The sequence below is a fragment of the Streptomyces sp. Y7 genome, assembly GCF_043195415.1.
In the GTDB taxonomy this organism is placed as follows: domain Bacteria; phylum Actinomycetota; class Actinomycetes; order Streptomycetales; family Streptomycetaceae; genus Streptomyces.
The window spans coordinates 12581-30044 of the sequence record NZ_JBIDDQ010000038.1; the positions used below are offsets into that span (position 1 = coordinate 12581).

Annotated in this window: 16 protein-coding genes; 4 read left to right on the forward strand and 12 right to left on the reverse strand. The window is 71.3% G+C overall.

Going from position 1 to position 17464, the window contains the following annotated elements; all coding sequences use genetic code 11:
* Positions 1–9: 9 nt before the first annotated feature.
* Together cpaB and ACGFW6_RS42260 are read right to left on the reverse strand one after the other, a co-directional pair.
* Positions 10–717 (reverse strand): Flp pilus assembly protein CpaB, encoded by a 708-nt coding sequence (gene cpaB / locus ACGFW6_RS42255; RefSeq protein ID WP_393522232.1) that lies wholly within the window; start codon positions 715–717, stop codon positions 10–12.
* Between the two features lie 60 nt (positions 718–777).
* Positions 778–1587, reverse strand: a complete 810-nt coding sequence (locus ACGFW6_RS42260; RefSeq protein ID WP_393522357.1) for a hypothetical protein — start codon at positions 1585–1587, stop codon at positions 778–780.
* 275 nt (positions 1588–1862) lie between these two features.
* On the opposite strand from ACGFW6_RS42260, the gene ACGFW6_RS42265 reads away from it, so the two are divergent.
* A complete protein-coding gene (locus ACGFW6_RS42265; protein ID WP_393522234.1) occupies positions 1863–3566 on the forward strand; it encodes a chitinase in 1704 nt (567 codons plus the stop codon).
* Between the two features lie 38 nt (positions 3567–3604).
* On the opposite strand, the gene ACGFW6_RS42270 is transcribed toward ACGFW6_RS42265, so the two are convergent.
* Positions 3605–4012, reverse strand: a complete 408-nt coding sequence (locus tag ACGFW6_RS42270; RefSeq protein ID WP_393522237.1) for a hypothetical protein — start codon at positions 4010–4012, stop codon at positions 3605–3607.
* 135 nt (positions 4013–4147) lie between these two features.
* Here ACGFW6_RS42270 and ACGFW6_RS42275 point away from each other — a divergent pair, with 135 nt between their 5' ends.
* Both ACGFW6_RS42275 and ACGFW6_RS42280 read left to right on the forward strand, forming a co-directional pair.
* A complete protein-coding gene (locus ACGFW6_RS42275) occupies positions 4148–4660 on the forward strand; it encodes a SigE family RNA polymerase sigma factor (RefSeq protein WP_393522240.1) in 513 nt (170 codons plus the stop codon).
* A 49-nt stretch (positions 4661–4709) separates the two neighbouring features.
* Positions 4710–5963: a hypothetical protein gene (locus ACGFW6_RS42280; protein ID WP_393522243.1), complete on the forward strand. Its 1254-nt coding sequence runs from the start codon at positions 4710–4712 to the stop codon at positions 5961–5963.
* Here the strand turns inward: ACGFW6_RS42280 and ACGFW6_RS42285 are convergent.
* The 4 genes from ACGFW6_RS42285 to ACGFW6_RS42300 form a co-directional block, all read right to left on the reverse strand.
* Entirely contained in the window at positions 5960–7282 is a 1323-nt protein-coding gene (locus ACGFW6_RS42285) for an Nramp family divalent metal transporter (protein ID WP_393522245.1), read from the reverse strand. The genes ACGFW6_RS42280 and ACGFW6_RS42285 overlap by 4 nt on opposite strands.
* Positions 7283–7333: 51 nt before the next feature.
* Positions 7334–7690 carry an ATP-binding protein gene (locus tag ACGFW6_RS42290; protein ID WP_393522247.1) on the reverse strand — a complete coding sequence of 119 codons (357 nt, stop codon included), beginning with the start codon at positions 7688–7690 and terminating at the stop codon, positions 7334–7336.
* A 76-nt stretch (positions 7691–7766) separates the two neighbouring features.
* The gene (locus ACGFW6_RS42295) at positions 7767–8690 is read right to left on the reverse strand and encodes an anti-sigma factor RsbA family regulatory protein (RefSeq protein ID WP_393522250.1); all 924 of its coding nucleotides are present in this window, start codon (positions 8688–8690) and stop codon (positions 7767–7769) included.
* A 63-nt stretch (positions 8691–8753) separates the two neighbouring features.
* A complete protein-coding gene (locus ACGFW6_RS42300) occupies positions 8754–11138 on the reverse strand; it encodes an ATP-binding protein (protein ID WP_393522360.1) in 2385 nt (794 codons plus the stop codon).
* Between the two features lie 364 nt (positions 11139–11502).
* Here ACGFW6_RS42300 and ACGFW6_RS42305 point away from each other — a divergent pair, with 364 nt between their 5' ends.
* Positions 11503–12852: a M14 family metallopeptidase gene (locus tag ACGFW6_RS42305; RefSeq protein WP_393522253.1), complete on the forward strand. Its 1350-nt coding sequence runs from the start codon at positions 11503–11505 to the stop codon at positions 12850–12852.
* Here the strand turns inward: ACGFW6_RS42305 and ACGFW6_RS42310 are convergent, their stop codons facing one another.
* The 5 genes from ACGFW6_RS42310 to ACGFW6_RS42330 all read right to left on the reverse strand — a co-directional run bounded on the left by ACGFW6_RS42310 (position 12853) and on the right by ACGFW6_RS42330 (position 17364).
* Positions 12853–13446: a hypothetical protein gene (locus ACGFW6_RS42310; RefSeq protein WP_393522256.1), complete on the reverse strand. Its 594-nt coding sequence runs from the start codon at positions 13444–13446 to the stop codon at positions 12853–12855.
* A 54-nt stretch (positions 13447–13500) separates the two neighbouring features.
* Positions 13501–14979 (reverse strand): GntP family permease, encoded by a 1479-nt coding sequence (locus ACGFW6_RS42315; RefSeq protein ID WP_393522258.1) that lies wholly within the window; start codon positions 14977–14979, stop codon positions 13501–13503.
* Between the two features lie 113 nt (positions 14980–15092).
* A complete protein-coding gene (locus ACGFW6_RS42320; RefSeq protein WP_030952013.1) occupies positions 15093–15503 on the reverse strand; it encodes a RidA family protein in 411 nt (136 codons plus the stop codon).
* Entirely contained in the window at positions 15500–16261 is a 762-nt protein-coding gene (locus ACGFW6_RS42325) for an IclR family transcriptional regulator (RefSeq protein ID WP_393522262.1), read from the reverse strand. Before ACGFW6_RS42325 ends, ACGFW6_RS42320 begins: the two co-directional genes overlap by 4 nt.
* A complete protein-coding gene (locus ACGFW6_RS42330; RefSeq protein ID WP_393522265.1) occupies positions 16258–17364 on the reverse strand; it encodes a sugar kinase in 1107 nt (368 codons plus the stop codon). Before ACGFW6_RS42330 ends, ACGFW6_RS42325 begins: the two co-directional genes overlap by 4 nt.
* Between the last annotated feature and the right edge of the window lie 100 nt (positions 17365–17464).

Sequence of the window (17464 nt, forward strand, 5' to 3'; positions counted from 1 at the left end):
GGGGGCCTCTCACTTGTCCTTGGCGAGTTCGTACGTGCGGTTCGTCGCGGGGATGTCGGAGTCGGCGCCGGGTGCGACCAGGGCGAGCCGGACCTCGTCGGCGAACGACTCGGCGTACGTCAGGCGCTGGGCGTCGATCGGCTCCAGCGCGAAGGTGATGGGAACGGCCTCGGTGGGCTGCCGGGCCTTGTCGTCCTCGTCCGGCTTGAGGGAGGTCAGTTCGCCCACGTCGATGACCCGGGCGTTCTCCACGATGAGCCGGGACTGGTCGGGGTCGCCGTCGCGTTCGCCTTCGAAGGTGGCGTAGACGTTGACCTTGGAGCCCGGGGTGATCTTGCCGGCCACGCCGGTGGCCGCGTCGATCATGATGGCGAGTTCCTGCTCGCCGGTCTGGAGGGCGGGCTGGTCGACGATCATGTCGCTCTGCAGCAGGGAGCCCGACCTGAGGGCGGTGACGGCGATCTTGCCCTGGATCTCGCGGAGGCTGGTGACCGCGTTCTTCGACAGCCACCGCTCGGGCATCTCGATCTTCTCGAACTGGTCCGCGGTGAGCGGTGTGTAGGGGGCCACGTTCTTCTTGAGCCGGTACGCGGTGACCTCGGGACCGACCTTGGACTTCACGTCGTTGATGACGGACAGGACACCGGCGAAGGCGCCGAGGGCGCAGACGATCGACAGGAGCAGGAGTATCACGCCGCGGCGCTGACGGGAGTTCATGAACCGTGCAACCTCATTGGGGGAATCGGTCGGGGGCGGTCGGGCGGGGCTCGGGTCCGGTCAGCCTGCGCGGGCCGGTTGCTCGTGGACGGGCGGGGTGGCGGAGCAGAAGACGCAGCGGTCGCCGATGACGTCGATGCCACACCAGTGACAGGAGTTCTGCCGTACGGAGGTGACGAGCTGGTAAAGCACCGACAGCTCGGGCAGATAGGCGCAGAACTCGATGAGCTTGGGCGTCCCCCACCAGGTGGCCGACTCGGCGGGCAGGGGGACCTCGCGCAGGCCCTGCGCGTTCCAGGACGGGGCCAGGGTCGCGGTGACCCAGTCGGACTGGAGCTGTCCCTGTGCGACCAGCATCGACGTGCCGAACTCCGGGCCGGGGAGGGTGACTCCGGGCGCGATGCGCGCGAGGTGCGGGGCCGGGTGGGCGAGCACGCCGAACTGGCTGCCGGGCATCCAGGACTTGGCGTGCGACTTGAGGTCGACGGGGACGCGGTCGAGCCGGGTGACGGAGCCGAGGAGGGCCCCCGCGTGTATGTAGTGGGTGAGCAGCCGGCCGGCCGAGGCGAGGACGCCGGGGCTGAGGTCGCAGGAGGCGAGCTGGCGGAGCTGGCGGGCCAGGACGGCCAGTCCGAGCGGGGGCAGTTCGGGCCGGAACACGGCGATCCGGTCGCTCTCCAGCAGGGACCGTACGGTGTGCAGGCGCTGCCGCACGCCCCGGGGGACGGCCTGTGAGCAGACGACGATCACATGGCCGTGCTGCTCGACGAGGGTCTGCATGCCCGCCAGCGACCGTTCGAGCGGCTCGCGGTCGAGGTCCTGGAGCACGACGGCGGGCACGGTTCGCTCGTCCTGCGCCGGCAGCGCCATGTCGGCGCTGGTCACGGCAATGGCAGTTGGCACGCGTCGCTCCCCGTTCCCGCCCGGTCCGGTGAACCGGTGTTACTCCGGTGCACCGGGATGACTTCATTGCGTGACTATCCCAGCACTGTATCCACGGCTCGATGGCCGGAGAACAGCGTTTGTGCAGCCGGGAAGGAACTCTGCGCGCACAACTCCCGTCAAAACGGGACAGGTTGCGCACACCAATTCTCCACGACCGGAATCTCTTGACACCCGGATTGGTCTGGACCAACTTGGTTGACATGTTCATACTTAGACGACAGGGGCGTCGTGGCCGACCGGCACGCCTCTGGGCGGCGGCCGTCACCGCCGCCCTCTCCCTGACCTTCCTCGGCGCGGGCCACGCGTCCGCCGCGGACGTCAACAACGCCAAGAACGCCGGCTTCGAGGCCGGCCTGAGCAACTGGACCTGCTCCGCGAACAGCGGCACGACCGTCTCCTCCCCGGTGCACGGCGGCGCGACCGCCCTGAAGGCGACCCCGGCCGGGCAGGACAACGCCCGGTGCACCCAGACCGTGGCCGTCAAGCCCAACTCCTCGTACACGCTGAGCGCCTGGGTCCAGGGCGGCTACACCTACCTCGGCGTGACGGGCACGGGCACCACCGACGTGTCGACCTGGACGCCGGACTCGTCGTCCTGGAAGCAGCTGTCGACCACCTTCACCACCGGCGCCTCGACGACCTCGGTGTCGGTGTACACGCACGGCTGGTACGGGCAGGCGGCGTACTACGCGGACGACCTGTCGGTCTTCGGCCCCGACGGCGGCGGTGGCACCGACCCCACCCCGACGGTCCCCGGCGCGCCGGGCGGGCTCACGGTCTCGGGCACGTCCTCCTCGTCGGTCTCCCTGGCCTGGAACACCGTCTCGGGCGCGACCGGCTACAACGTCTACCGCGGCGGCACCAAGGTGACCGCGGTGACCGGCACCTCCGCCACCGTGACCGGGCTCGCGGCCTCGACCTCGTACTCCTTCCAGGTCACGGCGACCAACGCGGCCGGTGAGTCGCCGAAGTCGACGGCGGTGACGGGGACGACCACGGCGGGCCCGGTGGGCCCCGCCCTGCCCAAGCACGCGGTGACCGGCTACTGGCAGAACTTCAACAACGGCGCCACCGTCCAGAAGCTCGCCGACGTCCAGTCGCAGTACGACATCATCGCGGTCGCCTTCGCGGACGCGACCTCGACGCCGGGCGCGGTCACCTTCAACCTGGACTCGGCCGGGCTGGGCGGCTACACCGTCGACCAGTTCAAGGCGGACATCAGGGCGAAGCAGGCCGCCGGGAAGAAGGTCATCGTCTCGGTGGGCGGCGAGCGCGGCACGGTGGCCGTGAACGACTCCGCCTCGGCGGCGAACTTCGCGAACTCGGTGTACTCGCTGATGCAGACATACGGCTTCGACGGTGTCGACATCGACCTGGAGAACGGCCTCAACGCCACCTACATGACGCAGGCCCTGCGTTCGCTGTCGTCGAAGGCGGGCTCGTCGCTGATCATCACCATGGCGCCGCAGACCATCGACATGCAGTCGACGTCGAACTCCTACTTCCAGACGGCCCTGAACATCAAGGACATCCTCACGGTCGTCAACATGCAGTACTACAACAGCGGTTCGATGCTGGGCTGCGACGGCAAGGTCTACAGCCAGGGCTCGGTGGACTTCCTGACCGCCCTGGCCTGCATCCAACTGGAGGGCGGCCTGGCCCCGTCCCAGGTGGGCCTCGGCCTGCCCGCCTCGACCCGCGGCGCGGGCAGCGGGTACGTGTCACCGACGATCGTGAACAACGCCCTGGACTGCCTGGCCAAGGGCACCAACTGCGGCTCGTTCAAGCCGTCCAGGACCTATCCCGACCTCCGGGGCGCGATGACCTGGTCCACGAACTGGGACGCGACGGCGGGCAACGCCTGGTCGAACGCGGTGGGTCCGCACGTCCACGCACTGCCGTAACCACCCGCGTCACCGGTGGGGTGAGGCGCGGCGGCCCCTCACCCCATCGGCCGGTAGTGGCCGAGCACCCAGGCCAGCTGCGGGAACCACTCCTGCAGCCGCGCCCGCGGTCTGGCCTCCACCACGCACTCGTAGAACCGGCCGTCCACGTGCACCACGGCCACCATCAGGGCCTTGCCGTCCGGGCTCGCCTTGTAGTGCACGCCCTGGATCTCCGGCCAGCGGAACTCCATCGTGAAGGCCGACATCTCGAAGACGACGCCCGACGCGTCCACGACGACCGCGTTGCGCTTGTCGACGGCCAGGAACTCCGGGCCGCCCGGAGCCGGCTGGGGCGGGACCGGGGCGTACGGGGGCGGTACCGGCGCGTGCGGGGGCGGCGCCGGCGCGTACTGCGGTGGGGGCGGGCCGAAGCCCGGGCCGGGCGGGGGTGGCTGCTGGGTCATCCGTCGGGTCCTGGATCCTTGTTCTCGTGCGCGGGGTCAACTTCTCGGTGCTGCGGTGAAACATTCTCCCCGGCCCACCGCATCAGTGAAGTGAGGACCTCACCGACAGCCGGCGCACAGCAAACAGGGGGACGCATGAGCCAGGCCCGCGCGGACGACTATGCGCAGTTCGCGGTGGCCCGGGCCGGGCATCTGTACCGCTCGGCCTGTCTGCTGACGGCCGGGGACACCCATCTCGCCGAGGACCTGGTGCAGGAGACGCTCGGACGGCTGTACGTGCGCTGGGCGCGGGTCTCGCGGACGGACAACCCGGCCGGCTACGCGCAGACCGTCCTCACCCGGACCTTCCTCGCCCATCAGCGGCGGCGCAGCAGCACCGAACGGGCCACCGACGTGCTGCCGGACCACGCGGCCGAGGGCGGGCCGGGTGACCTGCCGTTGCGGCTGACCCTGCTCCAGGCGCTCGCCCGGCTGCCCGCCAAGGACCGGGCCGTGGTCGTCCTGCGGTACTGGGAGGACCGGTCCGTCGAGGAGACCGCGAACGCGCTCAACGCCAGTTCCGCCGCGGTGCGCACGCGGTGCACCCGGGCGCTCGGGCGGTTGCGTGCGCTGCTCGGCGAGGACCTCGGCGAGTACGCGACCCCCTGACCCCCGGCGTCCTCCAGCCGACCCGACCCTGACGAACGGTGGATCTGCCATGCCTGTGGAACACGACGAGGAACACTTCGAAGGGCGGCTCGGTCACGCCCTGCACGACCTCGGTGACCGCTTCGAGGCCGACCGTGCCGCACTCGCCGACGCGGGCCGGGCGCGGGGGCACCGGCTGCGGCTCAGGCGCCGGGCCGCGGTGGCCGGCGGCGCGGCCGGCATCGCGCTGGTCGGTGTGGGCGGGGCCCTGCTGGTGCCCTGGGACGGCACGCCCGCACCGCGGCCGGCGAGCTCCGACGTGGCGGAACGGCCGTCGGGGAAACCGGCCCCGGATCCCGTCACCGGCGCCGAGCTCATCCGCGGGCTCGAAGAACTGCTTCCCGACGGCACGACGAGCAACGAGGAGGCCCGCGGCACCGCGGACTCGCCGCCCTCGCCGTACGTGCGCCTCGTGTTCGACGACGGCAAGGGCCCCGCGGCCGTCGCCGTCTCCATGGACCGGGTGGAGCCGGGCAGCGAGAACGCCCGCCAGTGGACCACCTGCCCGGACAAGGCCCTTGTCCCGTACGACCACTGCGAGGTCCACCGCAGCCCCGGCGGCGACGTGGTCATGAGCGTGCAGGGCTACGAGTATCCGGACCGCCGCGTGGACACCAAGCACTGGTACGCCTCGCGCGTCACCCCCGAGGGTCACCACATCATGATCAGCGAGTGGAACGCCGCGGCGGAGAAGGACGCTCCCGTCACCCGGGACGAACCGCCGCTGCGCCCCGAGTTGCTGGTCGCCGTCATCACGAGGGGCCCGTGGCAGGCCGCCGTCGACGCGATTCCCGAGCGCCAACACAAGCCGACCGCCACGGCCGCCCCCGACGACGCCCCCGCCGAGCCGGACACCAAGGACGTCCTCGCCACCTTGCAACCGCTCCTCCCCAAGGGCGTCAAGGTGGTCGAGAAGGGCAGCAACTACACCTACCTCGTCCTCGACGACGGCAAGGGCAGGAGCTACCTCCAGATCGACGTCCAGCACGGCATGGGCGACGTGGCGGACGAGCTCTTCGGGAACGACTCCGAGACCCTGCCCGACGGCACGAGGGTCGGCTTCCGCGAGAACGGCGGGGACAAGGGGGTCGCGGGCGCCGTGATGTGGACCGTCGACACCCTGCGCACCGACGGCTTCCGTGTCGTCGTCAGCGCCCTCAACGCCGGAACCCAGCACGACGCCCCGACCCGGAAGACGCCCGCCCTCACCAAGGAACAGCTCCGGGAGATCGCCCTCAGCCCCGAGTGGGACCGGTACCGCTAGAAGAACTCCGACCAGGGCTGGTCCCAGACCTGCTTCACGCACAGCACCAGGAACAGCAGCCCCGCGATCGCCAGCATCACGTTGCTGAGCGGGCCGTTGCGCCATGGCGCGGGCGTGCGGGAGGAGTTGAGGAGCCAGATCAGGGTGCCGGCGAGGAACGGCAGGAAGGCCGCGCCCAGGACGCCGTAGATGATGATCAGGCGGAAGGGTTCGCCCTGGAAGAGCAGGACCATGGGCGGGAAGGTCAGCCACAGCAGGTACGCGCGGAACGGCCAGGAGCGTTCGCGTGTGCCGGAGGCGACCTCCTCGCCCTTCTGCTCGCCCTGGCCCCGGAAGCGGGCCACGAAGTCCGCGAACATCAGGCTCACGCCGTGCCAGACGCCGATCAGGGAGGTGTAGGAGGTGGCGAAGAAGCCGATCAGGAAGAACTTGGCGGTCGCCGTGCCGTACTCCTCCTCCAGGATGTCGCTGAGCTGCAGCAGACCCTTGTCGCCGCTCGCGATGGCCACGTTCGCGGAGTGCAGCAGCTCCGCGCCGACGAAGAGCATCGCGACCACGAAGATGCCGGTGGTGATGTACGCGACGCGGTTGTCGAGCCGCATCACCTTCATCCAGCCGGTGTTCGTCCAGCCCTTGGCGTTGACCCAGTAGCCGTACGCGGCAAGGGTGATGGTGCCGCCGACTCCGCCGATCAGGCCGAGGGTGTTGAGGATGGAGTCCTTCTCGTCGGGCAGGACCGGCAGCAGGCCGGCGAAGGCGTCCCCGAGGTTCGGCGTGACGCGGATCGCGAGATACACCGTCACCACGAACATGACGCCCACCAGGACCGTCATGACCTTCTCGAAGACCGCGTACTTGTTGAACCAGACGAAGACCAGGCCGACCAGGCCGCAGGCGATGGCCCACCACTCAAGGTCCATCACGTCCGGGAACAGGGCCTGCAGCGGCAGCGCGCTGGAGGACATGGCGGCCGCGCCGTAGACGAAGCCCCAGATCACGGCGTAGACGCCGAAGAACCAGATGGTCCAGCGGCCGAGGCTCGCCCAGCCGTCGAACAGGGTGCGGCCGGTGGACAGATGCCAGCGTCCGGCCGCCTCGGCGAGCGAGATCTTGACCAGGCAGCCGATGACGGCGGCCCACAGCAGGGTGTAGCCGAAGTTGCTGCCCGCGATGAGGGTGGCGACCAGGTCACCTGCGCCGACGCCGGTCGCGGCGACGACGATGCCGGGCCCGATGTACCGCCAGCGGGACCTGCCCGGTGGGGGGTTGGTGCCGGAGGATGCCTCAGTGTCCGTGGGGTTTCCTGTGGTGTCCGCCATGCAGATCAAGAAAGCGTAAAGAGGCGGAACCGGCAAGGGGGCGGGAACGGATCAGTCCGCACCGCGGAACGACCCGCCGACGACCAGCCCGGGCGCGCACCGGCAGGTGCCGAGCTCGAACCACACCGTCTTGCCCACCCCGTCGCGCACCTCGCAGCGCAGGGTCCCGTGCGCGGCGGACAGGGTGAGCCGGAACCGGCTCTCCGCCGCCTGCCGCAGGGCGTTCGCGGCGAGGTCGCTCACCAGCCGCTCCGCCATGTCCGCCAGGTCGAGGTCCGCCAGCCCCCATCCCTCCAGCTGGCGGCGGACCTCCGCACGGGCCTCGCCGACCGCGGTGGGGCGTGGGTCGTACTCGACGCTCAGGTGACCGGCCCCCAGGGGCGGTTGGGGATAAGAGCCGTACAGCATGGGTCCAGGGTGGCGGGTGCGGCGGTGTGTCCACAGGGGGAGAAATACCCGATTCCCTACCTGTGTGCGGACTCCGCTACCCGTACTGCAGCCGTACGCTCGCCCCCTCCCGCTCGTCGCGGACGTCGACATACGTGCACACCTGGCGGGCGAACCACAGCCCCTGCCCGGGTTCCGGTTCCACGCGCGGCGGCGGTACGAAGCCGAGCAGCGGGTCGTCGACACGGCGGGCGACGCGCAGCTCGCAGACGCACGCCGGGGCCTCGCCCCACAGCAGGGCGCCGTCGAGCGGGCCGAGTGCGGCGGCCGCCTCGCTGACGGCGGTGGCGAACAGTTCCACGTCCGCGGCGGGCAGTCCCTGGACGGTGGCCCAGGTGCGCACCGCGTCGGCGGCGGGGGCCGGGCCGGGCAGCCGCTCGGCGTCGGCGGGCGGGGCCGGCAGGGGCACCGCGTCGAGCTCGGCGGCGAGCAGCACCGGGTCCACGTACACGCCGGAGTCGGGGTGGGCCCGGCGGGCGGCGGCGACGATGGCGTGGCCCGCGACCCGGGAGTCGTAGGCGCACAGGGCGGTCGTGGCGAGCGGGGCGAAGAGCAGGTTGGCGAGCGCCTCGTAGCGGATCCACTCGGCGGTCTCGCGCGGCGAGCGGCCGGCACGCCCGCCCCAGACGGGTTCCATGAGGAGATGGATACGGCCGCCGGGGCCGGCGTGGGCCGCGAGGTGACCGGCGCTGCGGGCCACGGCGTTGGCCGCGGAGCCGGTGTACCACTCGGTGTGCGGGACGAGGTCGACGTTCTTCACGTCGGCGCCGAGGGCGTCGCGCAGGAGGTCCAGGTTGCCGGGCGCGGCGATGGCCACGGGCGGGGGCTCACCGGGCGCCCCGAGGGCCTCGGCGAGAAAGGGCAGGGCGGCGGCGAGGAACTCGTCGTCACTGCCGAAGACGGCCATGCGGTGGTCGAAGCAGTCCTGCGCCGGGGTGGGCGGGGCGGGTCGGGTGGTCATCGGTACGGACTCCCCTCGGATACGAGTCGGTGGCGGTCGGGTCGGCGCTGTGGGCCGTGGGTGTCAGCGCTGCGCCGCCACCCAGGCGGCGATCTGGCTGCGTTTGTTGAAGCCGAGCTTGCGCAGGACGCGTTCGACGTGGCCCTCGGCGGTACGGCGGGCGATGACCAGACGGTCGGCGATCTGCTGGTTGGCGAGTCCCTGGGCGACGAGTTCGGCGACCTCGCTCTCGCGGCGGGTGAGGCGGACACCGGTCGTCGAAGGGACGGATCTGTGGCGGCCGTTCGTCCTGCGGGCGGCCGTGGGCCGGAGGGGCCGGGTGTCGTCGCCGACGGCGTACTCGACGGTCCGGGCGAGGTCGAGCGCGGCACCGCGTTCGTACGCGCGCCGGTAGTCGGCCGGGCCCAGTCCCTCCCGTGCCCGGGTCTCGCTGTCGCGGCGGGTGGCCTTGAGGGTCGCCGATCCCCAGCGGTCGCGGTCGATGGCGGTCCAGGTGCGGTCGGCGGCGCCGAGGAGGGCGGCGGCGCGCTCGTGGATGCCCCGCTCGACGGCGGTGCGGGCCAGGAGGTCGAGGGTGAGGGCGATACCGATGACGTCGTGCACGGCGATCTTCAGGCGCAGGGCCTGCCGGGCGTGCTGTTCGGCCCGGGCCCAGTCGCGCTGCACGGTGCGGGCGAGGGCGAGCATCCGCAGGACGTAGGAGCGCACCCACTCCTCGCCGTGCCGCTCGCACATCCGGCGGGCGCGTTCGCAGACCTCGACGGCACGGTCGGCCTCGCCCAGGAAGCCGAGGGCACAGGCCAGTTCGACCTGGTTCAGGCCGTGCACGCTGAGGTGCTGGCCGGGGACGGCGCCGCGCGCGACGCTCGCCTCGAAGTGCCGGAGCGCGGTCGGCAGGTCGTCCATGAACAGGGTGATGACACCGATGACGTACTCGGCGTGCGCGGTCTCCGCCGCGTCGTGGAGGTCCTGCGCCAGGAGGTGGGCGTCGCGGGCGAGGGCCAGGCCCGCGGTGAGGGCGTGGGTGGCGGCGGCGAGGAGGCCCGCGATCCACAGGCCGCGGGCCCTCTCGGGGGTGGGTTCCGGGTTCGCGGCGAGGGCGCGGTCGAGCCAGTGGCGGCCCTCGCGCGGGGCGCCGCAGGCGTGCCAGTAGAACCAGAGGGTGCCGGCGAGGCGCAGACCCGCCAGGCGCTCGTCCGGGGCGGTGAGGCTGAAGTCGAGGGCGGCGCGCAGGTTGTCCTGGTCGGCGCGCAGCCGGGCGACGATCTCACGCTGGCCGGGCCCGAACCAGGCCCGCTCGCAGGCGGCGGCGCGGCGCAGCATCCAGTCGCGCTGACGCCGGCGGGCGGCGGGCTCCTCGCCGGGGAGAGCGCGCAGGCGGTCCAGGCCGTAGTGGCGGAGGGTGTCGAGGAGGCGGTAGCGGATGCCGTCGGGGCCGGACTCCCGGGAGAGTACGGACTTGTCGACGAGGCCGGTGACGGCGTCCAGGACGTCAGGGCGTCGCAGGGCCGCCTGTTCCTCCTCGCCGGCCGGGCCTGCCGCCGTCGCCTCCGTGCACACCGCCTCGGCGGTCTCCAGGTCGAAGCTCCCCGCCAGCACCGACAGCCGTGCCCAGACCAGTTGCTCGCGGTCGGTGCACAGCTCGTGGCTCCAGTCGACCGCGGCGCGCAGGGTCTGGTGGCGGGGCAGGGAGGCGGGGCTGCCGCCGGTGAGGAGGCGGTAGCGGTCGTCGAGGCGGTCGAGGAGCTGGTCGACGTCGAGGACGCGCATCCGCACGGCGGCGAGTTCGATGGCGAGGGGAAGCCCGTCGAGGCGGTGGCACAGGCGGGCGACGGCGGCCCGGTTGGCGGCGGTGAGGCGGAAGCCGGGAACCACCGCCGCCGCCCGGTCGGCGAACAGGGCCAGGGCCGGGGAGCCCTCGGGCGAGGACAGGTCGCCGTCCGGGTCGGGGACCGCCAACGGCCGTACGTCGAGCAGGTGTTCCTCGGTGAGGCCGAGGCGGTGGCGGCTGGTGGCGAGGATGCGCACGCCGGTCGTGCCGTGCAGCAGGGCCGCGGCGAGTTCGGCGCAGGCCGTCGGCAGGTGCTCGCAGTTGTCGATCAGCAGGAGCAGCCGCCGGTCCCTCAGCTGCTCCACCAGGGCCTGGAGGAGCGGCCGCGCGGAGTGGTCGTGCAGGTCGAGCGCGTCGGCGGCGGCGAGCGGCACGAGTGCCGGGTCGTCCAGTCCGGAGAGCGGCAGGAAGCGCACGCCGTCCGGGAAGGTGCGCCGCAGTCCGGCCGCGAGGCGTGCGGCGAGGCGGGTCTTGCCGACACCGCCGGGCCCGGTCAGCGTGACGAGCCGGGCCCTGGACAGCAGCTCGCGGCCGGCGGCGAGTTCGCCGCGCCGGTCGACGAAGCTGGTCGTCTCGACGGGCAGCTGCCGGTCCTGTCCAGGCGCTGATCCGCCCATGGTCGGCCGTTCCTCCGGGGTGAGGTCGAAGGGAGCCGGATAGTCGGCGGCCAAGGGGCGGCGGGTGCGCCGGTCCCCGCCACGCCGCCGCTCCCGCCGTTCCCCCCTTGCACGGATCACCACACTCCCCCCACCCGCCACCGTCCCGCACGCCCGGATCACACCCCCGGGTGGACTTGGCCGGGGGTCACTCGGACCGGAGGCCGCGCGCGTACACTGCGCGGCCGATTTTCGGATGGTTCACGCCATCGAAGGCCCTTCCGCCCTTGACCTGTCCATGCCACCGCCGCACCATGAGCGCCACATCCGCACTACGTCCGTACGTCGCACTGAACCCCACCCCCCACTCCCACAAGGAGAATTCATGCGACTTCGCATACGCGGCTCAGGTGCCCGCAGCGGCAGACGAACAGCTGCCCTCGCCGGCCTGCTGGCCGTCGCCCTCGCGGCGCCGCTCTCGGCGAACGTGTCCGCGAACGCCGACAGCGCCACCAAGCCGGCCGCCTCGGCCGACGACATCCGCCAGTACGAGGTCCGGCTGCACGCAAGTGCCGCGTCCCGCACGGCACTTCAGCGTGCCGGCGTGACCGTGGACGCCACCGACGACCACGGTGTCGTCGTCTCCGGCCGGGCCGACCAGATCAGGAAGCTGAGGTCGCTCGGCTACGACGTCACCCCGCTCGGCGCGGTCCCCGACCGGTCCGCCGGCGAGGACGACGTCCGGCTCTACGACTTCCCGTCCGGCGACTCGCGCTATCACAACTACGCGGAGATGACGGCCGAGATCAACTCGATCGTCTCGGCCAACCCCTCCATCGCGAGCCAGCGTGTCATCGGTACGTCGTACCAGGGCCGCAACATCGTGGCTCTCAAGATCAGCGACAACGTCGGCACCGACGAGGCCGAGCCGGAGGTGCTGTTCACCCATCACCAGCACGCCCGCGAGCACCTCACCGTCGAGATGGCGCTGTATCTGCTGCGCGAGCTGACCTCCGACTACGGAAGCGACTCCCGGGTCACCGGCCTGGTGAACAACCGGGAGATCTGGATCGTGCCCGACCTCAACCCGGACGGCGGCGAGTACGACATCGCCACCGGCTCCTACCGCTCCTGGCGCAAGAACCGGCAGCCCAACTCCGGCTCGTCGTACGTCGGGACCGACCTCAACCGCAACTGGGCCTACCGGTGGGGCTGCTGCGGCGGCTCGTCCGGTTCGACGTCCTCGGAGACCTACCGCGGCACGTCCGCCGAGTCGGCGCCCGAGGTGAAGGTGGTCGCGAACTTCGTGCGCGGCAGGGTCGTCGGCGGCAAGCAGCAGATCACGGCCGGCATCGACTTCCACACCTACAGCGAGCTGGTGCTGTGGCCGTTCGGGTACACCTACTCGGACACCACGACCGGGATGACGGCCGACGACCGCAACGCGTTCGCCGCGGTCGGGCAGAAGATGGCCGCGAGCAACGGCTACACGCCGGAGCAGGCCAGCGATCTGTACATCACCGACGGGTCGATCGACGACTGGCTGTGGGGCAACCAGAAGATCTTCTCGTACACCTTCGAGATGTACCCGAGGTCCGGGGGCGGCGGGTTCTACCCGCCCGACGAGGTGATCGAGCGGGAGACGTCCCGCAACCGCGACGCCGTCCTGCAGTTGCTGGAGAACGCCGACTGCATGTACCGGTCCATCGGCAAGGAGGCCCAGTACTGCTCGTAGCTACTCGGCGTCGGACTCCTCGGCGGCTTCGGCACCCTCTTCGAAGTAGGCGTCGAGGACCGCGTCGAGCTGCTCGTCCCACTCCGTGAAGCGGCTCCTGGCCGTCGCCTCGATCTCGATCGGGTACCAGCGGCGGTCAGGGGTGTGCACCGTGACGGTGTAGCGCCTGCCGAAGCGCGGTGTCTCGGTCTCGACCGCGCCGATCTCGTCCCAGCGGAACTCGCACTCCTGGTCGTCGAGGGTGAGCCGAACGCCTCTGTGGTCGGCGACGATCCGGGCCCGGCGGTCGGCGGCCTCGAAGGCGGGTCCGTCGACGGGAGCCTCGTCCTCACCGTCGGCGGCGTCCTCCTCATCCGCTTCGTCGGCCCCGTCGACGGCGTCCTCCGCGTCGTCATCGACGGCGTCCGCGGCCTCCGTCCCGGGCTCACCGGAGTCGTCGAGGGCCGTCTCCTCCGCATCGGCCTCCCCGGCCGCGTTCTCCTTCTTCGCACCCTTGGGCGCGACGGACGCGGGCGAGGTGAGACCGGGGATGAAGGCCGGGTCGAACCCGGCACCCTCCAGGGGCTGGCTGCCTGAACCTATGCGCTGCTCCACAGCCGAGCAGTATGGTCGACAACCCTGTGTCCCGCGCAACCAGCCCCCGCATCGTTATACGAACAGGCTCAGCACCGCCGCCACCACGAACCCGGCCACCGACAGGACACTTTCCAGCACCGTCCACGTCTTCAACGTGTCACGCTCGCTGATGCCGAAGTACTTGGCGACGATCCAGAAGCCGCCGTCGTTGACGTGCGAGGCGAAGATCGAGCCGGCCGAGATGGCCATGATGACCAGCGCGACGAACGCCTGGGAGTGGTCGCCCTCGGTGAGGAGGGGGGCGACGATGCCGGCCGTCGTGACGATGGCGACCGTCGCGGAACCCTGGGCCACCCGCAGGACCAGCGAGATCAGGTACGACAGGACGAGCACCGGCAGGCCCACGTCGTTGAAGGTGTCGGACAGGGCCTGGGCGACACCGCTGGCCTTGAGGACGGCGCCGAATACGCCGCCCGCGCCGACCACCAGGAGGATGTTGCCGACGGGCTTCAACGACGAAGTCGAGACCATCTCAAGGGACTTGCGGGACCAGCCGCGGCGGATGCCCAGCAGATAGTAGGCGAGCAGCAGGGCGATCGTCAGGGCCACGAACGGGTGGCCGAAGAACTCGATCACCGAGCGCGGGGTGGAGGGGTCCAGGGCGATCGAGGAGAACGTGGCCGCCAGGATCAGCACCAGCGGCGTACCGATGATGCCGAGGACCGTGCCGAGCGGGACCGGCTTCTCCTGGGTCTCGACCCCGGCGTCCCGCTGCTCGTTGACGACGGCGAGCTTCGCCTCGGCGGCCGCCTCGACCATGTCCTGCGGCACGGCGACGAAGATGCGCTTGCCGACCCAGGCCGAGTACGCCCAGGCGGCCAGTACCGCCGGGATGCCGCAGACGATGCCCATGAGGATGACCCAGCCCAGCTCGACGTGGAGCAGACCGGCCGCCGCGACCGGACCGGGGTGCGGGGGCAGGAAGGCGTGGGTCATCGACAGGCCCGCCAGCAGCGGGAGGCAGTAGAGCAGGACGGACTTGCCGGAGCGCTTGGCGGCGGCGTAGACGAGCGGCGCGAGGACGAAGATGCCGACGTCGAAGAAGACCGGGATGCCGAAGATGAGGCCGGTGAGGCCCATCGCGAGCGGGGCGCGCTTCTCGCCGAAGAGGTTCAGCAGCCGGGACGCCAACACCTCGGCGCCGCCGCTGACTTCGAGGATCGCGCCGAGCATGGTGCCCAGGCCGATGATGATCGCGACATGGCCGAGGATGCCGCCCATGCCGGATTCGATGGTGGACACGGCGTCCGAGCGCTGGACCGTGCCGAAGAGTTCGGTGACGGAGAGACCGGCCATCAGGCCGACGACTATGGAGACCGCGAGGAGCGCCACGAACGGCTGGAGGCGCGTCTTGATGATCAGGAAGAGCAGCAGGGCGATACCGAGGGCGGCGACGGTGAGGAGACCGGCCGTACCGTCGATCAGCAGGAGCAGGCCGCCGGTGTGGGGTGGGGTCTCGGGGGTGGCGGCCGCGGCGAGCGGGTGGGGCATTTGGGGGTCCTCTGGTTAAGTACATGAAGCTTTCGGGCAGGGGGGATCGCGGCACGGCGCCCAGGGGTGCGGGCCGCCATGCCGTTCACGGCGTGCGGGGGGGTGAGGAGGCGTCAGCCCAGTACGGCCAGCGCGTCGATCTCGATGAGCAGACCCGCGGGCAGACCGACGTAGACGGTCGTGCGGGCGGCGGGCGGCTGGGTGAGCCCCTGCTCCTCGAAGTAGGTGTTGTAGATGTCGTTCATCTCGGCGAAGTGGGCGACGTCCGTCAGATAGACGCGGATCATCATCACGTCGTCCCAGGAGGCGCCGCCCTCCTGCAGGATCGCCTTGACGTTGGCGAGGGTCTGGAGGGTCTGCTCGCGCAGGGTGGGACCGGCCGGCGTCGGGGGCTGCCCCTCGACCGCGGGGAGGAAGCCGACCTGGCCCGCGACCTGGAGGATGTTCCCCTTCTTCACGCCGTGCGAGAACTTCGCCGGGGGCGTGGTGTGGGTCTTCGGGGTGAGTGCGGTCTTCTCGGTCATGCCGTGCCCTTCGCTGAGTTTCTGCCGGAGTACTCGCCGCTGATGTCGTCCGCCGTACGGCGCACCAGCGGGAGCAGGGTGAGGAGTTCGTCGGCGGTGACGACGACGTTCGGGGCGGAGACCGACATCGCGGCGACGACTCGGCCGTCGGCGCCGCGGATCGGCGCGGCGACGCAGTTGATGGACTCCTCGTGGCCACCGAGGTCGGTGGCCCAGCCCTGTTCGCGCACCTTGGCCAGTTCCCGGAGGAAGGCCTCCGGGTTCGGTGTCGAACGGGCCGTGTACATGGGGTAGTCGAGCTTGTCGGCGAGGGGCCGGCGCTCGTGCTCGGGCAGGTCGGCGAGCAGCAGCTTCGCCACGGCGGCGACGGTGATGGCGACGGGCTTGCCGATCCGTGAGTACATCCGCACCGGGTAGCGGCTCTCGACCTTGTCGATGTAGAGCACCTCGTCCTCCTCGTACACGGCGAGGTGGACGGTGTGCCCGCACCGCTCGTTCAGCCGGACGAGATGGGGGTGGGCGATCTCGCGGATGTCGAGGTTCTCCATCGCCTCCTGGGCGAGGGCGATGAGGCGGGCGCCGAGGCGGTAGCGCTGGTCGGACTGGCGGTAGACCATGCCGTGCTCGTGCAGGGTGCGCAGCAGCCGCAGCGCGGTGGACTTGTGGACGCCGAGGCGGTCGGCGACCTGGCCCAGGTCCGCGGGGCCCTCGGCGAGCAGCGGCAGGATGCTGAGTGCCCGGTCGACGGTCTGGCTCATGGCGTACGTACCTCCTCGTCGGCCCGCTCGATGGCTTGCGTCCAGCCGGGGCCGAGTCGAAGTTTCTCCCACCCGGCGTCGTCCAGGGCCGCCAGGCGGTCGGCGGTGTCGCGGACGGGGGGCGTGGCGAGGTCTCCGGGGGCGGTGAGGGTGGCGGCGGCCCAGAGGTGGCCGTGACGCAGCCGCTCGCGCGGGGGGAGGCCGCGCAGGGTGGCGGAGAGGAACCCGGCGGCGAAGGCGTCGCCGGCCCCGGTGCTCGCTACCACGTCAACAGCGAGAGCGGGTTCGAATGTGGCTGCACGGTTGGCGGCCGATCCAAGGGGCGCGGGGAACTGCGCGACCAGCCCGCCACCACCCGCGGACGACACGAATGCGGTAGCCCCCACTCCTCCCTGCTTCACCACCAGCACCTGCGGCTCGGGCAGCGCATCACGCACCGCGTCCGGTCCTCCCGCGATCCCCCAGGCCTCCTCCGCCTCGTCCTCCCCGACGAACACGACATCGGCACCACGCGCCAGTTCCAGCAGCACCCGCGGACCGTCGGCGTCACGCCACAGCCCCGATCGGTGATTCACGTCGAAGGACACGAGAGGGCGCCCGGAACGCGGAGCGGTCAGCTCTCGCATCAGGCCGAGACAGTCCTCCGACAACGCCGCCGTGATCCCCGACAGATGCAGCACCCGCCCCGAACGCGCCGCCCTCAGGTCCACGTTCTCCACGGACATCGCCGAAGCCGCCGAACCCGCCCGGTAGTACGCCACCTCGTGCGCGTCGGTGGCCCTGTCGCCGGCCGTACGGAAGTACACCCCCGTGGGCCGCGAGGGATCCCGGCCCACCGCCGAGACATCGACGCCGTATCCCCCGATCGCCTCCACCAGATGGTCCCCGAACCCGTCGGCCCCGACCCTGCTCACCCAGCGCACGGAGTGCCCGGCGGCGGCGAGCCCGCACGCCACGTTGGACTCCGCTCCCCCGATCCCGCGCTCGAACGACGGCACGTCGGCGAGGCGTCCGGGACGCGAGGGCAGGAACGTGACCATGGACTCGCCGAGCGCGACGACATCCACGCCGTCGGGGGCATTGCGGGGTCCGGTGAGGGTCACGATCGTCGTAGCTCCAGGCCTTGTGCGGGTGGATCGGCGGCTCCGTTGACCCGCGGTTGGCCGAGATGTTAGACAGCGGTAAGCGATATACGCAATGGGC